The 20,773-nt window shown below is 72.0% G+C and carries 19 protein-coding genes; 8 read left to right on the top strand and 11 right to left on the bottom strand.

The annotated features are described in order from the left end of the window. Position 1 precedes the first annotated feature (1 nt). Both ABZ471_RS03880 and ABZ471_RS03875 read right to left on the bottom strand, forming a co-directional pair. Positions 2-1,135, bottom strand: a complete 1,134-nt coding sequence (locus ABZ471_RS03880) for an acyl-CoA dehydrogenase family protein (protein ID WP_359062058.1) — start codon at positions 1,133-1,135, stop codon at positions 2-4. Then, positions 1,135-2,328, bottom strand: a complete 1,194-nt coding sequence (locus ABZ471_RS03875; RefSeq protein WP_359062056.1) for an amidohydrolase family protein — start codon at positions 2,326-2,328, stop codon at positions 1,135-1,137. The genes ABZ471_RS03880 and ABZ471_RS03875 overlap by 1 nt, the downstream gene beginning before the upstream one ends. A gap of 140 nt (positions 2,329-2,468) precedes the next feature. Between ABZ471_RS03875 and ABZ471_RS03870 the strand changes: the two genes are divergently transcribed. Continuing rightward, entirely contained in the window at positions 2,469-3,992 is a 1,524-nt protein-coding gene (locus tag ABZ471_RS03870; protein WP_359062054.1) for an AMP-binding protein, read from the top strand. Here ABZ471_RS03870 and ABZ471_RS03865 read toward each other — a convergent pair. Both ABZ471_RS03865 and ABZ471_RS03860 read right to left on the bottom strand, forming a co-directional pair. Beyond that, a complete protein-coding gene (locus ABZ471_RS03865) occupies positions 3,976-4,488 on the bottom strand; it encodes an EF-hand domain-containing protein (RefSeq protein ID WP_359062052.1) in 513 nt (170 codons plus the stop codon). The genes ABZ471_RS03870 and ABZ471_RS03865 overlap by 17 nt on opposite strands. Positions 4,489-4,642: 154 nt before the next feature. Then, positions 4,643-5,023, bottom strand: a complete 381-nt coding sequence (locus ABZ471_RS03860) for an STAS domain-containing protein (protein ID WP_359062050.1) — start codon at positions 5,021-5,023, stop codon at positions 4,643-4,645. Between the two features lie 335 nt (positions 5,024-5,358). On the opposite strand from ABZ471_RS03860, the gene ABZ471_RS03855 reads away from it, so the two are divergent. Both ABZ471_RS03855 and ABZ471_RS03850 read left to right on the top strand, forming a co-directional pair. Then, positions 5,359-5,964, top strand: coding sequence for a sigma-70 family RNA polymerase sigma factor (locus ABZ471_RS03855; protein ID WP_359062048.1), 606 nt, complete (start codon positions 5,359-5,361; stop codon positions 5,962-5,964). Next, positions 5,961-7,334, top strand: coding sequence for a zf-HC2 domain-containing protein (locus tag ABZ471_RS03850; protein WP_359062046.1), 1,374 nt, complete (start codon positions 5,961-5,963; stop codon positions 7,332-7,334). The genes ABZ471_RS03855 and ABZ471_RS03850 overlap by 4 nt, the downstream gene beginning before the upstream one ends. A 19-nt stretch (positions 7,335-7,353) precedes the next feature. On the opposite strand, the gene ABZ471_RS03845 is transcribed toward ABZ471_RS03850, so the two are convergent. The 3 genes from ABZ471_RS03845 to ABZ471_RS03835 all read right to left on the bottom strand — a co-directional run bounded on the left by ABZ471_RS03845 (position 7,354) and on the right by ABZ471_RS03835 (position 9,632). Beyond that, entirely contained in the window at positions 7,354-8,133 is a 780-nt protein-coding gene (locus tag ABZ471_RS03845) for an SDR family oxidoreductase (protein ID WP_359062044.1), read from the bottom strand. Between the two features lie 24 nt (positions 8,134-8,157). Then, positions 8,158-9,039 carry a formyltetrahydrofolate deformylase gene (gene purU / locus ABZ471_RS03840; protein WP_359062042.1) on the bottom strand — a complete coding sequence of 294 codons (882 nt, stop codon included), beginning with the start codon at positions 9,037-9,039 and terminating at the stop codon, positions 8,158-8,160. A 92-nt stretch (positions 9,040-9,131) separates the two neighbouring features. After that, entirely contained in the window at positions 9,132-9,632 is a 501-nt protein-coding gene (locus ABZ471_RS03835) for a hypothetical protein (protein ID WP_359062040.1), read from the bottom strand. A 117-nt stretch (positions 9,633-9,749) separates the two neighbouring features. On the opposite strand from ABZ471_RS03835, the gene ABZ471_RS03830 reads away from it, so the two are divergent. Beyond that, the gene (locus ABZ471_RS03830) at positions 9,750-11,078 is read left to right on the top strand and encodes an ABC transporter substrate-binding protein (RefSeq protein WP_359062039.1); all 1,329 of its coding nucleotides are present in this window, start codon (positions 9,750-9,752) and stop codon (positions 11,076-11,078) included. A gap of 30 nt (positions 11,079-11,108) precedes the next feature. Here ABZ471_RS03830 and ABZ471_RS03825 read toward each other — a convergent pair whose 3' ends face one another. Both ABZ471_RS03825 and ABZ471_RS03820 read right to left on the bottom strand, forming a co-directional pair. Next, positions 11,109-12,815 carry a hypothetical protein gene (locus tag ABZ471_RS03825; RefSeq protein ID WP_359062038.1) on the bottom strand — a complete coding sequence of 569 codons (1,707 nt, stop codon included), beginning with the start codon at positions 12,813-12,815 and terminating at the stop codon, positions 11,109-11,111. A 201-nt stretch (positions 12,816-13,016) separates the two neighbouring features. Next, positions 13,017-14,402: a transcriptional regulator gene (locus ABZ471_RS03820; protein ID WP_359062036.1), complete on the bottom strand. Its 1,386-nt coding sequence runs from the start codon at positions 14,400-14,402 to the stop codon at positions 13,017-13,019. Positions 14,403-14,679: 277 nt separating this feature from the next. Between ABZ471_RS03820 and ABZ471_RS03815 the strand changes: the two genes are divergently transcribed. From ABZ471_RS03815 to ABZ471_RS03805, 3 genes are read left to right on the top strand one after another with little or no spacing between them, the layout of a single operon-like run. After that, positions 14,680-15,333, top strand: a complete 654-nt coding sequence (locus tag ABZ471_RS03815) for a bifunctional DNA primase/polymerase (protein WP_359062034.1) — start codon at positions 14,680-14,682, stop codon at positions 15,331-15,333. Between the two features lie 51 nt (positions 15,334-15,384). Then, the gene (locus ABZ471_RS03810) at positions 15,385-16,161 is read left to right on the top strand and encodes an ABC transporter ATP-binding protein (RefSeq protein ID WP_359062032.1); all 777 of its coding nucleotides are present in this window, start codon (positions 15,385-15,387) and stop codon (positions 16,159-16,161) included. Then, complete coding sequence (locus ABZ471_RS03805) at positions 16,158-17,744, top strand: transporter (protein ID WP_359062030.1); 1,587 nt, start codon at positions 16,158-16,160, stop codon at positions 17,742-17,744. The genes ABZ471_RS03810 and ABZ471_RS03805 overlap by 4 nt, the downstream gene beginning before the upstream one ends. 90 nt (positions 17,745-17,834) lie before the next feature. On the opposite strand, the gene ABZ471_RS03800 is transcribed toward ABZ471_RS03805, so the two are convergent. Both ABZ471_RS03800 and ABZ471_RS03795 read right to left on the bottom strand, forming a co-directional pair. After that, positions 17,835-18,695: an alpha/beta hydrolase gene (locus ABZ471_RS03800; RefSeq protein WP_359062028.1), complete on the bottom strand. Its 861-nt coding sequence runs from the start codon at positions 18,693-18,695 to the stop codon at positions 17,835-17,837. A gap of 299 nt (positions 18,696-18,994) precedes the next feature. Then, complete coding sequence (locus ABZ471_RS03795) at positions 18,995-19,687, bottom strand: metal-dependent transcriptional regulator (protein WP_067120881.1); 693 nt, start codon at positions 19,685-19,687, stop codon at positions 18,995-18,997. Between the two features lie 301 nt (positions 19,688-19,988). On the opposite strand from ABZ471_RS03795, the gene ABZ471_RS03790 reads away from it, so the two are divergent. Continuing rightward, a complete protein-coding gene (locus ABZ471_RS03790) occupies positions 19,989-20,744 on the top strand; it encodes an SIS domain-containing protein (RefSeq protein WP_359062026.1) in 756 nt (251 codons plus the stop codon). Positions 20,745-20,773 lie beyond the last annotated feature (29 nt).

Here is a 20,773-nt window from a genome sequence, read left to right as displayed (position 1 = left end):
GTCACCGCCCCTTCGGCAGGCCGAGGATGCGCTCGGCGACGATGTTGCGCTGGATCTGCGAGGTGCCGGCGGCGATGGTGTACGACAGCGAGGAGAGCCGGTCGAGGACCCAGGGCCGGTCCAGGTCGAGGCGGTCCGGGCCGAGCACCTCGGCGGCGGTGTCGTACAGCTCCTGACGGGCGTGCGAATACCGGAGTTTGAAAACCGAACCCCCGACGCCCGGCACCCCGCCGCTCGCCTCCGCCTCGCTCACGTTCCACTGGGTCAGCCGCCACAGCGCCCGGAACTCGGCGTGGAGCCGCCCGAGCCGCCGGCGCAGCACGGGATCGTCCCAGCGGCCGTTCTCCCGTGCCGTGCGGGCGAGTTCGCCGAGCACCCGGCGGCAGGCGACGACCTCGCCGACGAAGGCCGTGCCGCGCTCGAAGGAGAGCGTCACCATGGTCACGCGCCAGCCGTCGTTCTCCGCCCCGACACGGTTGGCCACCGGCACCCGGACCTCGTCCAGGAACACCTCGGCGAACTCCGCCGACCCGGCGAGGGTGCGCAGCGGCCGTACGGTGACGCCCTCGGCGTCCATGGGCATGGCCAGCCAGGTGATGCCCTTGTGCTTGGGCGCCCCCGGGTCCGTACGGACGAGCAGCTCGCACCAGTCGGCGACCTCGGCGTGCGAGGTCCAGATCTTGGACCCGCTCACCACGTAGTCGTCGCCGTCCCTACGCGCGCGCGTGCGCAGCGCGGCGAGGTCGGATCCGGCGTCCGGTTCGCTGAACCCCTGGCACCACACCTCGTCCCCGCGCAGGATGGGCGGCAACCAGCGCGCCCGCTGCCCGGGAGTGCCCTCGGCGGCGACGGTCGGGCCGGCGTGCAGCAGTCCGACGAAGTTGGCTCCCACGTAGGGGGCGCCCGCCTTCTCCGTCTCCTCCAGGAAGATCAGCCGGATGGTCGGGGAGGCGTCCCAGTGGACGTCGGCGTACCCCGCGTCGTGGAGCATGCGCTGCCAGCCGAGGTCGTAGGCGCGCCGGCCGGGCCAGTCGTCCGGGGACGGCCTGGCCGGCAGGGTGGGAAGCGCCTTGGCGAGCCACTCGCGCAGCCGGGCCCGGAACTCCTCTTCCTCCGGTGTGTACGAGAGGTCCATTACTTGTCGAAGTCCAGGTCCAGCATGCGGATGGCGTTGCCCCGCATCAGCTTGTACACGGTCTCGTCGTCGAGGCCCTTCACATGGTCGAGGGCGACCTCCTTGGTGTGCGGGAAGGTCGAGTCGACGTGCGGGTAGTCGGTCTCGAAGGTGGCGTTGTCGCGGCCGACGACGTCCAGGGAGGCGACCCCGTGCTTGTCGCGGAAGAAGCAGCAGAAGATCTGCCGGTAGTAGTACGTCGACGGCGGCTCGGGGATCAGGTCCCGCACCCCGCCCCAGGCGCGGTGCTCCTCCCACACGTCGTCGGCGCGCTCCAGGGCGTACGGGATCCAGCCCATCTGCCCTTCGGAGTAGGCGAGTTTGAGGGTCGGGAACTTCACCAGGACCCCGCTGAACAGGTAGTCCATCATCGAGGCCATCGCGTTGTTGAAGCTGAGTGAGGCCTGGACGGCGGGCGGCGCGTCCGGGGAGGCGGCGGGCATCTGCGAGCTGCTGCCGATGTGCATGTTGACGACCGTCCCCGTCTCCTGGCAGACCGCGAAGAACGGGTCCCAGTACCCGGAGTGGATGGACGGCAGCCCGAGGTAGGTGGGGATCTCGGAGAAGGTCACCGCCCGCACCCCGCGCGCCGCGTTCCGCCGGATCTCCGCGACGGCCAGCTCCACGTCCCACAGCGGGATCAGGCACAGCGGGATCAGGCGCCCTGCGCTGTCCCCGCACCACTCCTCCACCATCCAGTCGTTGTAGGCGCGCACGCACGCGAGGGCGACCTCCTTGTCGTGCGCCTCGGCGAAGGTCTGACCGCAAAAGCGCGGGAAGGTCGGGAAGCAGAGGCTGGCCTCGACGTGGTTGAGGTCCATGTCGGCCAGCCGCGCCTTCGGGTCCCAGCACCCGCGCCGCATCTGCTCCCGGGTGATCCCCTCCAGGGTCATCTCGTCCCGGTCGAAGCCGACGGCGGCGATGTTGCGCTTGTACGGGAACTTCAGGTCCTCGTAGATCCACCAGTCCGTCGGCTGGCCGTCCGGATCCATGGTGATCTGGTACTTCCCGCCGACGTACGCCAGCTCCCCGATCCCGGCGGTGAGCGGCTTGGGCCCCCGGTCCCGGTACTTCGCCGGCAGCCAGGTCTCGAAGAGGTGGGCGGGCTCGATCACATGGTCGTCGACGCTGATGACGCGGGGCAGTTCGGTCATGGGTCCCCCACCTACTTATCTGATGGACCGTCAGATTCACTGTCTCCTGAAGGCTAGCTCCGCACCCCTGGACCGACAAGGCGCACGGCCCTACGCTCTGCTGCGAATCTGACGCATCGTCAGCCAGGTAGGGGGTCGAAGTGAACGACACCGCACACGCCCTGGGCGCCTCGCGCACCCTGTGGGAGCTGGTGGACCGCCGGGCCCGCCTCACCCCCGACCGGCCCGTCCTGCTCCAGGACGACCGCCGGCTGACCTTCGGCGAGCTGCGCACGCGGGCCGAGCGGGTCGCGGCCGGCCTCCACGACATGGGCGTACGCCCGGGCACGGTCGTCGCCTGGCAGCTGCCCACCCGCCTCGAAACGGCCCTGCTCTCCTTCGCGCTGGCCCGTCTGGGCGCCGTACAGTCCCCGGTCATCCCGTTCTACCGGGACCGGGAGGTCGGCTTCGCGCTGCGCGAGTCCAAGGCCGAGTTCTTCGCCGTACCGGGTGCCTGGCGCGGCCACGACCACACGGAGATGGCCCGGCGGCTCGGCGCGAAGGGCGTCTTCGAGGCGTACGACTCCCTGCCCGACGGCGACCCGTCCGTCCTCCCCGCCCCGCCCTCCGAAGGCACCTCGGTCCGCTGGATCTACTGGACCTCGGGGACGACCTCCGACCCCAAGGGCGTCCTGCACACCGACCGCTCCCTGATCGCGGGCGGCTCCTGCCTCGCCCACGCACTGCGCCTCACACCGGACGACGTGGGCTCGATGGCCTTCCCGTACGCGCACATAGCGGGCCCCGACTACACAGTCATGCTCCTTCTGTACGGCTTCCCGGCGGTGATGTTCGAGCAGTTCGCGCTGCCGGACGCGCTGGAGGAGTACCGGCGGCACGGGGTGACGGTGGCCGGCGGCTCGACGGCGTTCTACTCGATGTTCCTGACCGAACAGCGCAAGCGGCCCGGGACGAAGGTGATCCCTTCCCTGCGGCTCCTAGCGGGCGGCGGAGCCGCCAAGCCCCCGGAGGTCTACCACTGCGTCGTACGCGAGATGGGCGTCCAGCTCACGCACGGCTACGGCATGACCGAGGTGCCGATGATCACCATGGGGGACCCGGAGGACACGCCGGAGAACCTGGCGACGACCGAGGGACGCCCGCCGGAGGGGATGGAGATACGGATCGTCGACGGAGAGGTACGGCTGCGCGGCGAGGCGGTGTGCCAGGGCTATCTGGACCCCGGCCAGACGGCCGCCGCCTTCGACCCGGAGGGTTTCCTGCGCACCGGCGACCTGGGCCGTGTGACCGACTCCGGGCACCTCGTGCTCACCGGGCGGCTCAAGGACGTGATCATCCGCAAGGGCGAGAACATCTCGGCCAAGGAGATCGAGGACCTGCTCGCCGCACATCCGGCGGTGTCCGACGTGGCGGTGATCGGCCTGCCGGACGCGGCCCGCGGGGAACTGGTCTGCGCGGTGGTCGAACAGCCTGCGGACGCGGCCGAGTTGACGCTGGCGGACATCGTCTCCCACCTGCGCTCGGAAGGACTGTCCGTCCACAAACTGCCGGAGCGGCTCGAGGTGGTCGACGCCCTTCCGCGCAACGAGACCCTGCGCAAGGTACTCAAGTACAAGCTGCGGGAGCGGTTCTCCGGGTCGCCTGCCGCTACTCGGGAACGGTGAAGTACCGCGCGAACGCCGGGACGATCTCCGATTCGCCGACCCTGCCGTCGCCGTCCGTGTCGAGGGCGGTGGCGGTGGCCTCGGCGATCTCACCCGGGACGTGGAAGACCCGCAGGACGCGAACGGTGTCGGGAACGGTGGCATGGCCGTCCGCGTCCCGGTCCGCCACGGCCAGGGCCGCGTGCAGGAAGGGACGGGCGATCTCGGCGAAGCGCTCGGGGTTGTCGCGCAGGCGCTTGACGGCTCCGGAGACGAACTCGTCCCGGGTGATGCGCTGGTCACCGTCCCGGTCCGCGATGCCCGCCATGCCCTGCCAGAAGGCCTCCGCACCGGCGTACAGCGCCTGGCCCCGGTCGGAGCGGGCGGGGACGGCGAACTCGGCGAGCAGCGCCTTGGCAGCCGCGTTGAAGTCCTCGCGGTCGATGTAGCCGTTGCCGTCCTGGTCGAAGGTGGCGAACCGGGCGGCGATCCTGCGCTCGTACTCGGTGCTGACCATGTCTGTTCGGGCCGCCTTACGTTGACGTGGGGGTCGATCTGGCAGGGAGCGTACGTCGTGCGCGGCGGCGGCGTGACGGAAAAGGGGTGCTTGTGCCAAGACCGGGGGAATTCTGGGACAACCTTGTGGCGACGGCGCGGCGGTACGGCGCCGCTCAGGCCGAGAGGGGGCCCGCCTCGTCGGCGGTGGCGGACTCGACGTCGGAGCGGATGTCGAAGAGGCGGCGGACACCGAGCGCACCGAGGACCCGGTTGACGTGCGAGCCGTCGACCGCGCCCCGGTCCGGCAGTATCAGCCGCAGCCGGCCCTGACAGGAACGGATCAGCCGCCGGGCGGCGATCAGGACGCCGACCCCGCTGGAGTCGCAGAAGAAGACCTCGGAGAGGTCGAGGATCAGGCTGTGGTGCCCCTCGGCCACCACGTCGTGCACACGCTGGCGCAGTACCGGCGAGGTCATGAGGTCCAGTTCCCCGGTCACCCGGAGAACGGCCCACTCGCCCTGTTCGACGCCGGTCACCTTGAATGCCACGGCCACGCCCCTCCGCTCGCCGGATCTCCCGGAACCGCCCGGAACCGGAAGCAGTTCCTACGTTTCTTTCCGCGCGGCTGCCCAGCGGCCGTTCCCTGAAACTTCGGAGAACAAACCGCACGCGATCGACAAGGGGCTTGTTTCAGTCACTATCGATCCTGTTCGATCGGACTTGGACACCCTTTGCGTGAAGGTTATGTGAAGGGGGCACTATCACCTGCGGCGCCTCGCGGGGCGCACATGGACACAAAGGGGCGTGCGCTGTCAGACGTGCCGACTACATTCGAGAGGACAGTGCGGAGACGCTGAACGGGCCGGCCGAGGGCGAAGGGAGGGGCAGCATGGCGCAGAAGGACGTACCGCCCCGCTGGGACCGCAAGATGCAGCAGCGTCTCGCGCGCGGCGAGGCCGCCGCGCTCGGCGAGCTGTACGACCGCTTCGCCTCCCTCGTGCACAGCCTCGCCCACCGCGTCCTCGGCGACGAACGGGCCGCGGACGGGGTCACCCGCGAGGTCTTCGCCCACGTCTGGGAACACCCCGACACCTACGATCCCAAGCAGGGTCCGCTGCGCTCCTGGGTCGCCGCGGTGACCCACCGGCTGGCCGTGCAGCGGCTGCGCGCCACCGAGACCGCCGCGCTCACCCGGGGCGGGAGCGACTCGGCCGAGGAGCCGGAGCGCCTGGAGAGCGAGGCGCTGGAGAGCCTGGAGAGCAAGGTGCGCCGCGCCTCGGTCGCCGCCCGCGCCGACTACATCGTCCACTCGATGCCCGCCCCGCTGCGTGCGGCGCTGGAACTGGCCTATTTCCAGCGCCGTGACTACCGCCAGACCGCCGCCGACCTCGGCGTCACCGAGGACGAGGCGCGCCGCCGGCTCCGGCTCGGACTGCAACTGCTGTCCACCGCCCATGACGTCGGCACTCCGCCGGGATACGGGGGTGCGGTGTGAGCGGCCCGGGAGGCTTCGAGACCCACGACGGTCGCGACGGTCACGACGAGGAGAGGGAGCACGGCGCGTTCGGAGGCACCCAGGGATCCGGCTCGGGTGCCGGTGCCGTGCCGCCGGGTGCCGACGGTCCCGGATCCGACCGATCGCCCCGGATACCGCTGCCCCGGGCCTCCGTCGAGGACAGCGGGCTGCCGCTGCCCGCCCTCTCCGACCTGGGGGACCTCGCACCCGTGCCGCTCGACCTGCCGCACGACGTCCTGAAATCGCTCCTCGGCGCCTGGGCCCTGGCCGCCTGCTCGGCGGCCGAGACGGCGGCCGTGGAGGACCACCTCGGCACCTGCGGCTCCTGCGCGGACGAGGCGCTGCGGCTGCGCGAGGCGGTCGGCCTGCTGCACCAGCCCGAGAGCCTGGACCTGGATCCCGCCCTGCGTACCCGCGTCCTGGAGAGCTGCCTGGACCGCAGGCCGCCGCGCATCCCGGTGCCCGGGTGGGCAGCTCCGTACGACGCCGAGACCGCGCGACTGGACGCGCTGCTGCAGGACTTCGGAGACGCCGAGTGGCATGCGCCGGTGCGGCTGCGGTGGTTCGACGGTGACGCACCGACGAGTCGTCGTACCACCGTGGCGGGGGTGATCGCGCATCTGCTGTCGGTGGACGGGCTGGTCGCGACGGCGCTCGGCCTGGAGGACCCGCTGGCCGAGGTCGTCGGCCAGGACGCGGCGGGCGAGCTGGGCGAGGCGGGGCCGGCCGAGCGTACCGAGGCGTTCTGGCGGACGTCCCACTTCCCGCCGACGCGGTCCGTGCGCGGGCCGTGGCGGGAGCAGAGCCACAACCTGGTGCGGACGGTGTCCTTCACGGGCGGCACCGCCGGTGGGCTCGCGGTGTCGTACGGCGACTTCGCACTGCCGTTGCACGACGCGATGCTGGACCGCGCCTTCGAGTGCTGGGTGCATGCGGAGGACATCGCGGAGGCGGTGGACTATCCGTACGAGCCGCCCGCGCCCCGGCACTTGAACAAGATGATCGACCTCGCCGCCCGGATGCTGCCGACCGCGCTGGCCGAGCGGCGCAGGGCCGGGCTGTCCGCGCCGGGGCGGACCCCGCATCTCGTGCCGGCGGGGGCGCCGGGGCGCAGCCTGCGGCTGGAGATCGAGGGCGCGGCCGGCGGCGAGTGGCTGATCCCGCTGGACTCGCCCGCCGCGGTGGGCTCCGCCGAGTTCGAGGTGGCCCATGTCGCCCTGGACGGCGTGGAGTTCTGCCGGCTGGCCGCGGGTCACGTCCCCCCGGAGGAGGCCGCGGCGGGACAGGCGGGCGACCGGGAGGCGATCAGAGACGTGCTGTTCGCCGCGGCGGGGCTCAGCCGGATGTGAGCTGAGCCCCCGGCAGGGCTCAGTGGACGGAGAGCCCACCGTCCACGAAGATCGACTGCCCGGTGACATAGGCGGAGGCACCGCCGGCGAGGAACACCGCCGCGCCCGCGAAGTCCTCGGCCAGGCCGTTGCGGCCGACCATCGTGCGGGCGGCCAGCGCCGCCACCTTCTCGGGGTCGGACGACAGTCGTGCGTTGAGCGGCGTCAGCACGAAGCCCGGCACGAGGGTGTTGCAGGTGACGCCGTACGGCGACCATGCCTCGGCCTGGGAGCGGGCCAGCGACTCCAGCGCGCCCTTGGAGACGCCGTAGGCACCGCTCTGCACGAAGGCCCGGTGGGCCTGCTGGGAGGTGACGTGGATGATCCGGCCGAAGCCCCGCTCGGCCATGCCGGGCCCGAACCTCTGCCCCAGCAGGAAGGGTGCCTCCAGGTTCACGGCCATGGTGGTGTCCCACACGTCCTCGCCCAGCTCGCCCAGCGGCGGCCGCAGGTTGACCCCGGCGCAGTTGACGAGGATGTCGGGCTCCCCGAACACCGTGGCCGCCTCGTCCGCCGCCGCGCGCACGGCCTCGCGGGTGCTCAGGTCGGCGCTGACCCAGGCCGCCCGGCAGCCTTCGGCGGTCAGCTCGTCGACCGTGGCGGCCAGCTCCGCCGCCTTGCGTGCGACGACCACCACGCGCGCCCCGGCACGCGCCAGTGCCCCGGCGATGGCCCGGCCGATGCCGGAACTGCCTCCGGTCACCACCGCGACCCGGCCGTCCAGCGAGAACAGTTCGGAGAGGTAGGCCTGCGAGATCATGTTCGAAAGCCTAGACCTCAGTTCTCAGGCGAACACCACAGTCCGGCGGCCGTTGCGCAGGATCCGGCGCTCCGCGTGCCACTTCACCGCGCGCGCCAGGGCCTGGCACTCCACGTCCCGTCCGACGGCGACCAGTTGGTCCGGGGTCGCGTCGTGGCCCACCCGTTCGACCTCCTGCTCGATGATCGGGCCCTCGTCGAGGTCGGCGGTGACGTAGTGGGCCGTGGCGCCGATCAGCTTGACGCCCCTGGCGTGGGCCTGATGGTACGGCTTGGCGCCCTTGAAGCTCGGCAGGAAGGAGTGGTGGATGTTGATGATCTGGCCGCTGAGCTGCTTGCACAGGTCGTCCGAGAGGACCTGCATGTAGCGGGCGAGGACGACCAGTTCGACGTCCTCCGCGCGCACGATCTCCAGCAGCTGCGCCTCGGCCTGCGCCTTGGTGTCCTTCGTCACCGGGATGTGGTGGAAGGGGATGTTGTACGACCCCACCAGCTCCTGAAAGTCGGTGTGGTTGGAGACCACGGCCGCGATCTCCACCGGCAGGGCGCCGATCCGGGCGCGGAAGAGCAGGTCGTTCAGGCAGTGGCCGAACTTGCTGACCATCAGCACGATGCGCATCTTCTCGTCGGCCCGGTTGAGCTGCCAGTCCATGTGGAAGGAGTCACCGATCGCCGCGAAGCTCGCCCGCAGCTTGTCCACCGTCAGCGGCGCGTCCGCCGAGAAGTGGACGCGCATGAAGAACAGTCCCGTGTCGTGGTCGCCGAACTGCTGGCTGTCCTCGATGTTGCAGCCGGTCATGAACAGGTAGCTCGACACGGCGTGCACGATGCCCTGCTTGTCCGGGCAGGAGAGGGTGAGGACGTACTGATCGGCGGGGGCCGCGGCTCGGCTGGGCTGCTCGTTCATGCACCACAGGGTCCCATACCGGCCACGTGCCGTGGGGCTCCGTCCCGCAGGGCGGAACGGGTCCGTACGGCCCCGGCCCCGCCGGACAGGCCCTAGGCGGTCCTCGTCATGATCTGCAGCACTTCCAGGCTCCGCGGGGGCGCGTCGGGGTCGTCGCCGTCGCTCGCCGCAAGGCGCAGGTGCGCGTCACGGGCCGCCCGTACCGCCTCCGGCCACGCGTGGTGGTCGAGGTAGACGGCGACCGGCGCGTCCGGGCCGACCTGGTGCATGATCCGCAGAACCCGCAGCACGGCGGTGTCGACGAGCGCCGCCTCCTGCGAGTCCCGGAATATCGTGCCGACGTACTTCTCGGCGGACCAGTTGTCCAGCCAGGTGTCCTCCACCAGCCGGTACACGGCGTCGGTCACGTCGCCGTATCCGTCCACTCCGGCCAGCCAGACGTCCTGCTGGAAGGCCGGATCAGAGAGCATGTGCAGCGCGGAGCGCACATTGCTGCGCCAGCGCCACCACGGCATGTCGTTCAGTGGCATGCCGCCCATGGTGGAGGAGCGACGGCCGCGACGGGAAGAGTTCTCCGAACCTTGCACGGTCATCGATCGTACGTTCCTCGTCACAGGACTCTCACCACCCCCCGTAATTCACCTCTAGGTCACCTTTCGTTGACCGAGAGGCACGCCACGGTTAGCGGTGTGAGGGAATCGTGCGTGTTCATGACCGGCAGGCGACGCACCAGCAGTATGTTCCTCCAATCCCTCTCCCGGCCCGTCAGAGCCACCGCCGTGTACGCGGGCTCCCTGGCCGTCTGTGCGTCGCTCACCGCCGGATGCGGGGTCATCCCCGGTGCCACGGGGGGCTCCGGGGGTGACCCGATCAAGGTCATGACCTGGGCGCCCGAGAACACGGACGCCACCAACAAGCCCGGCATGCCCGCGATGGCCCGCGCCTACGGCAAGTGGATCAACTCCCACGGCGGCATCGACGGCCGCAGGCTCGAGGTCCTGACCTGCAACGACCACAACGACAGCGTGGGCGCGGCGAAGTGCGCCCGGCAGGCGGTGGCCGAGGACGTCGTCGCGGTCGTCGGCTCCTACAGCCAGTTCGGCGACTCCTTCCTCGCCCCGCTGGAGAGCGCCGGCATCCCGTACATAGGCGGTTACGGCGTCACCAGCGAGGAATTCACCGGCCCCATGGTGTACCCGGTCAACGGCGGCCAGCCCGCCCTCCTGGCCGGCCTCGGCAAGGCGCTCGCCGCCACCTGCGGCAAGATCGCCCTGGTCCGCCCCGACAGCATCGCCGGGGACCAGCTGCCCGCGCTGCTCGACTCGGGTCTGAAGGCGGGCGGACACGTCGCGGCCCGCGACCAGCTCGCCGCCGAGAACGCCACCGAGTACGACGGCCAGGCCGACGAGGCGCTGCGCTACGCCACCAAGAACGTGACCCGGAAGGGATGCGTGGTGCCCGCGCTCGGGGACCGCACCGACACCTTCATGGACTCCTTCCGGCGGACCCGCGAGGGCTACCCCGCGGTGCGGACGGCGACCGTACTGGGCAGCGTCGACCAGACGGTGATCAACGCGACGGGCGGGGCGACGGGGCCGTACGAGGGGGCGTACATCACCGGCTGGTACCCGGTGGCCTCCGACGCCCGCTGGAACCCGATGAAGAAGGTGATCAGCGAGGAGGCCTTCGGCGACAACCGCATCGACCCCGCGGACGCCGGAGTGCAGACCACCTGGATCGCCTACACCGTGCTGAAGGCCGTCCTGGAGAAGACCGGCGCCGGCGAGGTGAGCGCCGACAGCGTGCGCCGCACCCTCAACGACGACCTGCAGGTGTCCACGGGCGGCCTCACCCCGACCCTGCACTGGCCCTACGAGAGCAAGCTCGCCGGGGTCGGCTTCCCGCGGCTCGTCAACGCCGCCGTGACCCTCCAGGTGGTCCAGGAGGGCCGGCTGGTCGCGGCGAGGAAGACCACCGGCTCGGGCATCGACGGGATCACCGACATGACGAGCACGCTGGAGAACGCGGACATCGACTGACCCGGCCCCCGGCGCCGGCCCGGCCCCGCCTCACAGCTGGGTCGGCTGGCGCTGGGTCAGGCCGTACTTCGTCGCGATGGAGTTCCACAGCGCGGCCGCCTTCACCTTCTGCTGGCTGGCGGTGCCGCTCTCCCGGTTGCCGGCCTGGGTCTGGCCGGTGGTGCGGGCGTGGCCCTTCTTGCAGCCCTTCCCACTGCCCACCTGGTCCGCCCAGGCCGCGTAGTGGTTGTCGGCGGCCGCGGACGCCTGCCAGGCCCTGGTGAGGGCGGCGGTCAGCTCGGCGTTGCCCGGCAGCTTGTCGACGGACAGCTTGCCGAGCCGGGTGACCAGGCCGCTGCGCTGCTTGGCCGCGTCGCGCAGGTCGGAGGAGGCCTGGCCGAGGTTGTTGCACTGCTTGACGTTCGCCACCGCCTGGATCACCGAGGCGCGGCTGCTGCCGCTGTCCGCGAGCAGCTTGTCCAGCGCGACCGCCTGCTCCTTCGCGGGGTCGGCGGCCGCCGAGGCGGACTCCTGGGTGGCCGGGGAGGCGGCGACGGTCTTGTTGTCGTCGCCCTTGCCCCCGCCACCGCCGCTGAGCAGCGCACCGGCGCCGACGCCGACCACGATGATGCCGACGCCCACGGCGGCGATCAGCGGCACCCGCGAGCCGGTGCGGCCGCCCCTGCGCCCGCCGTCGTCGTCCACGGGCGGGCTGTACGACGGCTGCCCGGGGCCCGGGTAGCCGCCCTGGGGCTGGCCCGGGTAGCCGCCCTGCGCCTGGATGCGCGGCATCTGCTGCGTGGCACCGGCCGGGCTCTCCCCGCCCCCCGGCGCGCTGCGGAAGAGGTTGTCGAACTCGGCCGGCGGCTGCCGGTCCCCGCCCTGCGCCTGGGCGCCGTAGGGCGGTATGTGCTGCGTGGCCTGGGCGTCGGGGTGCGCGGGCGGCTGCTGCGCGCGTCCCAGATACCGCGTCTGCTCCCCGGCCGACTCCGGCGGAAGCGCGCCGGCCGCCACCGGCGGTATGTACTGCGTGGCGCCCTCGTCGGCGGGGGCCGCCGGGACCGGGGGCAGGTACTGGGTCGCACCCTCCGGCGCGCCGGCCGCCGGGACGGGCGGGATGTACTGGGTCGCGCCCTCGTCCGCAGGGGGCAGCGCGGAGGCCGCGGGGACCGGCGGGAGGTACTGGGTCGCATTGTCGGCCGCCGGGGGCAGCGCCGCGCCCTGCACCGGGTAGGCGGCAGGCAGGGGCGCGGACGGAGCGGGCGAGGCCGGGTACTGCTGCTGGTACGGGGCCGGGGCGCCGTAGGCGGGCTGCTGGGCCGAGCCGTCGTGGGGCTGCGAACCGCCGTCGTACGGGGTGCCGCCGCCGTACGCGCCATGGGCCGGTGCCTGGCCCCCGGAGCCGTACGCCAGGTCCTGCCCGGGCACACCGTAGGCCTGACCGCCGTACGACGGAGCCGGTGCGCCCTCCGGAGGCAGCGGGCCGGGACCGTGACCGGCGGGCGGCTGCTGCTGGAGCTGCTGTTCCGGGGTGCCCCACTGCTGGGCGGGCGCCGCGGGCCAGCCCTGGTCCTGCTGCGGCGCCTCCTGCCGGCCGGGGCCCCATGGGCCGCCCCAGGCCTGGCCGCCGGCCGGCGCGGCGGAGGCCGCGGGGCCTGACATGCCCGGCAGCAGGGGCTCGCCTCCGTCGGAGGGCAGCACGATGCCTTCGCGCGCGGGCTGCGCCGAGGGCTCCTCGCCCTGTCCACTCTGCGTCACCGGGACTCCTACGACTGGGGGACCTTCGGAATCGTCGGCTCACGCTACCGGGTCCCCCGAGCCGGGTGCCACGCAGCTCAGGGCGCGATCTTCCTCGCTGTGACAGCAGTAACAAAACCGCCCCGCGGTGCGCTGTAAATGGCACCCCTCGTGCGCCCCGGTGCCGTTTCCCGTGCGTTCACGCAACCGCGGGGCCGGTGTTCAGGCGGCTTGCTGGAGGTCGAGACGGGCCCCGAACTCCCGTACGACCGCTTCGTCCCGGAAGGGCTCCAGGCGCTGCTGCAGGTCCTCCAGGTACTCGGCGCCCCGGTTGGAGCGCAGTGTCTCCAGCAACTCCACCGCCTTCGTCCCGGTGCTGCACGCCTGCTCGATCTCGCGCTGCTGCACCTGGGCCGTGGCGAGCAGCACATAGCCGATGGCGCGGCGCCGGGCCCGGGACTCGGGGTGCCCGGCCAGCGACTGCTCGGCGTACCGCGCCGCCGCCTCGGCCTGGCCCAGGTCACGGTGGCAGTGCGCCAGCTCGTCGGCCAGATAGGCCTCGTCGAAGTGCGCGATCCACACGGGGTCGTCCCCGGAGGCCGCGTCCGCCTGCTCCATCGCCGCGACGGCACGCCCGGAGGCCGCCTGCGCGGACCGGGCGTCACCGAGCAGGGCGTGCCCGCGGGCCTCGGCCGCGTGGAACATCGCCTCCGCGCGCGGAGTCACCCGCCCGCGCGCCCCTTCTTGCGCGGCCCGCGCCAGCTGGGCGATCTCGCGCGGGTTGCCGAGCTGCGCGGCGAGATGACTCATGGAGGCGGCGAGGATGTAACCGCCGTATCCGCGGTCACCGGCCGCCTGCGCCAGGCGCAGCGACTGGATGTAGTACCGCTGGGCGAGACCCGGCTGCCCGGTGTCGACCGCCATGTACCCGGCCAGCTCGGTCAGCCGGGCGACGGTCGCGAAGAGGTCGCGGCCGACCGCCTCGCGGTACGACCCCGCGAGCAGCCCGGAGACGACGCTGTTGAGGTAGTGCACGACGACCGGGCGCACGTGCCCGCTGCCGAACTGGTGGTCGAGGTCCACCAGCGCCTGGGTCATGGACCGTACGGCGGCCACGTCGGACTGGCCCACGCGCGGGCCCGCCTGCCGGGACACCTGGGGGTCCGGCGCCGAGATCAGCCAGTCGCGGCTGGGCTCGACCAGCGCGGAGGCGGCGACGGACGAGCCGGACAGGAAGTCCCGCCGGCCCACGTCGCTGCGCCACAGCTCGCAGACCTGCTCGATGGCCCCCAGTACCGTCGGCGAGAACTGGAGACCGACCCCCGAGGCGAGGTTCTTGCCGTTGGCCATGCCGATCTCGTCGATCGTGACCGTACGGCCGAGCTTGCGCCCGAGCGCCTCCGCGATGATCGCCGGGGCCCGGCCCCGCGGCTGCTGACCGCGCAGCCAGCGGGCCACGGACGTCTTGTCGTAGCGCAGGTCGAGGCCGTGCTCGGCGCCGCACATGTTGACCCGCCGGGCCAGCCCGGCGTTCGAGCACCCCGCTTCCTGGATGAGTGCCTGCAGCCGTTCGTTCGGCTGCCTCGCCACGAGAGGCCTTGCGGCCATGTGCTACCCCCTGCGAACCCCATGGAGCGTGAAGATCCGGCCGGAAGGATCCGGTCGTGAAGATCACTGCCCAGCTGACATACCGTCAATGCGTGACATGTGCGGTTTGCCGGGGTAAAGGCAGATGCCACCCCCATCACTGGCTACCCAGCCCCCGCCCCGGTTCCTCCCGCGCGCCCCCACCTGTGCACCCATGCGCCCCGGCTGCGGGGCCGATGCTCCTCCCCCGCGCGCGCATGAGCCGTAACTCCAGGTGGGTGCGGGAGTTGAGTGAACCGTGGAAGAGACGATCGCCGGCACCGAAGCCGCTCAGATTCCGCAGCAGCGCGGGGAATCGCTGCTGGAAACCGCCGTACGCTACGCCGAGGAGCGGCATTGGGACGTGTTCCCGGGCACCTGGCTGGAAGCCGTCGACGGGGTGCAGCGCTGCTCGTGCGGCGACGCCTCCTGTCCCGCGCCGGGTGCGCATCCCACGCGCCCCGACTGGGCGACCCAGGCGACCGGCAGTGCGACCGTCGCGCGCCGGATGTGGCAGAAACAGCCGACCGCGTCGATCCTGCTGCCCACGGGGCGCACGTTCGATGCGCTGTCCGTCCCGGAGAGTGCTGGGTTCCTGGCGCTCGCTCGCATGGAGCGGATGGAGTTGACCCTGGGGCCGGTGACGTTGACTCCCGACCGGCGGATGCAGTTCTTCGTGCTCCCGGGGGCCTCCGTGAAGGTTCCTGATCTGGTACGGAAGTTGGGGTGGTCGCTGGCTTCGCTGGATCTCGCTCCGTTGGGTGAGGGCGCTTACGTGGCCGCTCCGCCGACTCGGTTCGGCTCGCGTGGCGCTGTGCAGTGGGCTTGCCGGCCCACCCCGGCGAATCGGTGGTTGCCGGATGCCGAGGAGTTGATCTCGCCGCTCGCCTATGCGTGCGGTCGGGACAAGTGACGTACGCGGTCCCCGCGCCCCCAGGACATTGCACCGCCGTAGGGTTCTGGCATGAACGAGGCTGCGGTTCGTGTGCGGGGGCTCTGGAAGCAGTTCGGGGCGCAGATCGCCGTCGGGGGGATCGATCTCGATCTGCCCGCCGGCAGGTTCATCGGGCTGGTCGGGCCGAACGGGGCCGGGAAGACCACCACGCTGTCCATGGTGACCGGGTTGCTGCGGCCCGACCAGGGGTCCGTCGAGGTCGTCGGGCACGACGTGTGGCGGGACCCGGTGGCCGTCAAGGCGCGGATCGGGGTGCTGCCCGAGGGGCTGCGGCTGTTCGAGCGGCTGTCGGGACGGGAGCTGCTCGGGTACTCGGGGCGGCTGCGCGGACTGCCCGGCGCCGAGGTCGACAAGCGGGCCACACAGTTGCTGGACGTACTCGACCTCGCCGGGGCGCAGCACAAGCTGGTCGTCGACTACTCGACCGGCATGCGCAAGAAGATCGGGCTCGCGGCCGCGCTCCTCCACAATCCCGAAGTGCTCTTCCTGGACGAGCCGTTCGAGGGCGTGGACCCCGTGTCCGCGCAGACGATCCGGGGCGTGCTGGAGCGGTACACCGCCTCCGGCGCCACCGTCGTGTTCTCCTCGCACGTGATGGAGCTGGTCGAGTCGTTGTGCGACTGGGTGGCCGTCATGGCGGCGGGGCGCATCCGGGCGACGGGCACGCTGGCCGAGGTACGCGGGGAACATCCCACCCTGCAGGCGGCCTTCCTGGAGCTGGTGGGGGCGAGCGGGCGGGATGCCGCGTCCGATCTGGACTGGCTGGGCGGCGGGGCGGCCCGATGACGAGCCTGACCTCCACCGTCGTACGGCTGAAGCTGTCGCTGCTGCGGAACGGGCTCAGGCAGTCGGCGGGCCGACGGGCCGCGTTCGTCGCCTCGGCCGTCGTCGCCCTGCTGTTCGCACTGCTCCAGTTGCTCGGTTTCATGGCGCTGCGCGGGCATGCGCACGCCGAGGCCGTCGCCGTGCCGGGTACGGCCGTGCTGGCGCTGGGCTGGGCGGTGCTGCCCCTGTTCTCCCCGAGCGGTGACGAGACGCTGGACCCGACCCGGCTGGTGATGCTGCCGCTGCGGCCCCGGCCGCTGGTCCGGGCCCTGCTGGCCGCCTCACTGGTCGGCATCGGGCCACTGTTCACGCTGCTGGTGCTGGCGGGATGCGTGCTGTCGGTGGCGCACGGCGCGGCGGGCTACGCCTTCTCCGTCGCCGCCGTCCCGCTCGCCCTGCTGGTCTGCGTGGCGCTCGCTCGGGCCGTCGCCGCCGCCAACGTACGGCTGCTGACCAGCAGGAAGGGCCGCGATCTTGCCGTGCTGAGCGGGCTGGTGGGCGCCGTCGGGGCACAGCTGGTCAACTTCGGTGTACAGCGGCTGGGTTCGGCGGGACTCGGGCAGCTGCAGCCGGCTGCGGACGTGCTGTCCTGGGTGCCGCCCGCGTCGGCGGTGGGGGCGGTGCGGTCGGCGAGCGAGGGGGCGTACGGCGTGGCTCTCGGTCAACTCGCGGTGTCGGTGGCCGGGCCGGCACTGCTGATCGTGGTCTGGGCGCGGAGCCTGACCCGGCTGATGACCTCGCCCGACGGATCCACGCTCCAGGCGGCCGACACGGGGGTGCGGGACCGTTCCCCGGCCGGGCTCCGGCGGCTGCTGCCGGGCGGGCGCACGGGTACGGTCATGGAGCGCAGCCTGCGCTACGTCTGGCGCGACCCGAAGACCAAGGCCGCCTGGGTGACCTCGCTGGCCATCGGGCTGATCGTGCCGGTGTTCAACGCGATGCAGGGCACCGGGTCGATCTACTTCGCGTGCTTCGCCGCCGGCATGCTCGGCATCCAGATGTACAACCAGTTCGGGCAGGACACCTCGGCCTTCTGGATGGTGGCCCAGACGATCTCCTCGGCACGCGACGCCCACACCGAGCTGCGCGGGCGCGCACTGGCCCTCCTGGTGATCGCCCTGCCGTACGCCGTCCTCGTGACCGTCCTGACGACCTCGCTGCTCGACGCCTGGGCCCGGCTGCCGGAAGCGCTGGGCCTGTCCCTCGCACTGCTCGGTGCGATGCTGGCCACCGGCGCCTGGACCTCGGCCCGCTTCCCGTACTCCATCCCGCAGGAGGGCCACAAGAACGTGGCCCCCGGCCAGGCCGGCCTCGCCTGGATCTCGATCTTCGGCGGCATGGTCGCAGCGGCTCTGCTCTGCTCTCCCGTCATCGCGGCGACGATCTGGCTGAACGTGACCGCGGACGCGGATGCGTGGGGGTGGGTGCTGCTGCCGGCCGGGGCGGCGTACGGGGCGACCCTCACCCTGCTCGGCCTGCACCTGGCGGCTCCCCGAACGGCAGCCCGTCTGCCGGAGATCCTGACGGCCGTGAGCAAAGGCTGACCGGTCGAGGGGCGCGGGGAACTGCGCGGCAAGCCGGACCCCATCCGCACCCGCCGACGCGGGAGCAGCCACGCAGACGACGAGGCGCTGTCACACAGCCAGCACAGCCTCCAGAAACGGTTCGATGGCACCCCGCCAGGCCACCGGCTGGTCGTAGTGGACCAGGTGCCCCGCCTCGGCCACCTCCGCGTACTCCCCGCTCGGCAGCACCCGCACCATCTCCTGCGCCTCGGCGCGCCCCAGCTCACCGTCGAGCCCGCGGACGACAAGAGCAGGGCAGCGCACCTGCGCCAGTTCCTCCCAGTGCGCGTCGTACACCCAGCTCTCCCGGGTCCTCAGCATCTGCTCGGGCTCGAAAACCGGCCGCCAGCCGTCCCCGCACTCGTGCATCACTTCCGCGTAGAACGCCCCGCGGGACGGAATGGGCCGTTCCACCCACGGATCGTCCTCCCCGAACCACTTGCGGACGTCGGCGAGGGTGGTGAAGGGGACGGGCCAGGACCGGAACCACTCGGCCCACTCCCGCTGCGAGGCCGCGCCGAGCGCGGAGGCCCGCATGTCGCAGATGACCAGGCCGCGCACCAGGTCGGGGCGTTTCGCGGCAAGCTGCCAGGCGGTCAGCGCGCCCATGGCATGCCCGATGAGGACCGCGGGGGCGAGACCGAGCTGCTCGAGAGCGGCCTCGGCGTCCTCGACGTAGGCCTCGCGGGTGTAGGCGGCCTCCGCGGGCTTGTCGCTCCGGCCGTGGCCCCGCTGGTCGAGCGCGACGGCGCGGTGGCGCTCGGCGAGCCAGCGGGCGGTGGAGGCCCAGTGCGAGGCGCGGCCCATCAGGCCATGGAGTAACAGCACGCCCGGAGCTCCTCGCTCCGCCCCGGGTTTGGGCGGGTCCGCGAAGTCCCACGCGGCCAGGCGCACCCCGCCCGCTCCCGTCACATCGATACGCCGTGCCATCGGCCTGGCACCCCCCCAGCTCCGCCTGCCTCGTACCGTTGTACTGCCGTTGTCGCCGTCGTACTGCCGCCGCAGACTATCGAATGCGTATTCGAAAATGTGGTCTCTGCGGACAACACCCCTCGTTTGAGTGACACCCCTCAAGGAATGATCGCCGCCGCCGAGGGGATCTTTCTGGCGGGAGGCGGACCGCTCGGGGAAAAACGGTCCGAGGGAAATGACCCTGAGAGCTCGGGGCTCCGGGTCAGCACAGGGGAGGACAGGCCCCGGCGCCACACGGCGCCGGGGCCCTCTCCTGTTCAGCGCTTGGCGACGAACACATGCGAGGCGACGTCCGCCTCCAGCTCGGCCGCCTCGCCGCCGCTGCCCACCAGCACCCCGCCGGCCGACTCCGTCACGCTCACCACCGAGCCGGGCTGCACACCCGCGCGGCGCAGCGTGTACATCAGCTGGGCGTCCGTCTGGATCGGCTCGCCGATCCGGCGGACCACGACCGTCTTGCCGTCGCTGCCCGGGTCCAGGTCGGCCAGCGACACCATGCCCTCGTCCAGGAACGGGTCCGCCCCGTCCTTCTCGCCCAGCTCCTCCAGGCCCGGGATGGGGTTGCCGTACGGCGACTCGGTCGGGTGCCGCAGCAGCTCCAGGACCCTGCGCTCCACGGCCTCGCTCATCACGTGCTCCCAGCGGCACGCCTCCGCGTGGACCTGCTCCCACTCCAGGCCGATCACATCGACCAGCAGACACTCCGCGAGGCGGTGCTTGCGCATCACCCGCGTGGCCAGTCTGCGGCCTTCGTCGGTCAGCTCCAGGTGGCGGTCGCTGGCCACCGAGACCAGGCCGTCGCGCTCCATGCGCGCCACCGTCTGGCTCACCGTCGGCCCGCTCTGGTCCAGCCGCTCCGCGATGCGGGCGCGCATGGGGACGACGCCTTCCTCTTCGAGTTCGAGGATGGTGCGGAGATACATCTCCGTGGTGTCGATCAGTCCGGACATACGTGCCCCTCGATTACCTCTGCCGGAAGCCCGGCGCGTGCGCTGGCCCTGCAACCAATTCTGCCGTACCCCACCGACAAGCGGGCCGTACCGGGGAAACGGGGGCCTCGGGGGTCTTGATGCCGCGCGCCGTGTGCGACCGATCGCGCCCACGCGGCGGAGCCGCATGGTGACACAGTCCCACGGCCCGGGGGAGTTGCAGTCACCGTACTCGCAGGGCGCCCGGACCCGGCCGTATTGACACCGCACTGGTCCAGACCGCACGGTGATCCGCGACACAGACGCTGCGAAGGGGCACCGCATGAGCGACGGCACGCCTGCCGACCTGTTCTTCGACGCCGCCATCGGCCTGCTGCGACGGGTCCGCGAGGAGGAGGCCGGGACGATCGGAGCGGCCGGCACCCTGCTCGCCGACACCGTCGAGGCCGGCGGCCGCCTGTTCGCCTTCGGCGCCGGGCACTCCTCGCTGGCCGCGCAGGACGTCGTCTACCGCGCCGGCGGACTCGCCCTGATGAACCTGCTCGCCGTCCCCGGAGTCGTCGGCGTCGACGTCACCCCCGCCACCCTCGGCTCCGCCCTGGAACGCGTCGACGGGCTCGCGAGCGCCGTCCTGGACACCTCCCCGATCCGCGCCGGCGACGCCCTCGTGATCATCTCTCTGTCCGGCCGCAACGCCCTGCCCGTGGAGATGGCGCTCAACGCCCGCGCCCTCGGCGTGAAGGTCATCGGCGTGACCTCGGTGGCGTACGCCGCTCAGACCAAGTCCCGGCACGCCTCGGGCACCTTCCTGAAGGACCACTGCGACATCGTCCTGGACTCGAAGATCGCCGTCGGGGACGCCGAACTCACCCTCGACACCATCCCCTCCCCCTTCGCCCCCGCCTCGACGGTTGTCACCAGCGCCCTGATGCAGGCCGTCATGGCCACCACGGCAGCCACCCTCGCCGACCGCGGCATCGAACCCCCGCTGCTGCGCTCCGGCAACGTCGACGGCGGCCACGACTGGAACGGACGGGTCATGACGGAGTACGGGGACCGGATCTTCTACCGGCACTGACAGGGCCTTCCGGCCCGCGCCGAGCAGGC

The sequence above is a fragment of the Streptomyces sp. NPDC005728 genome (assembly GCF_040630895.1).
Taxonomy (GTDB): domain Bacteria; phylum Actinomycetota; class Actinomycetes; order Streptomycetales; family Streptomycetaceae; genus Streptomyces.
The sequence above is the reverse complement of the archived record's forward strand: the minus strand, read 5'-3'. Positions and strand labels throughout refer to the sequence as shown.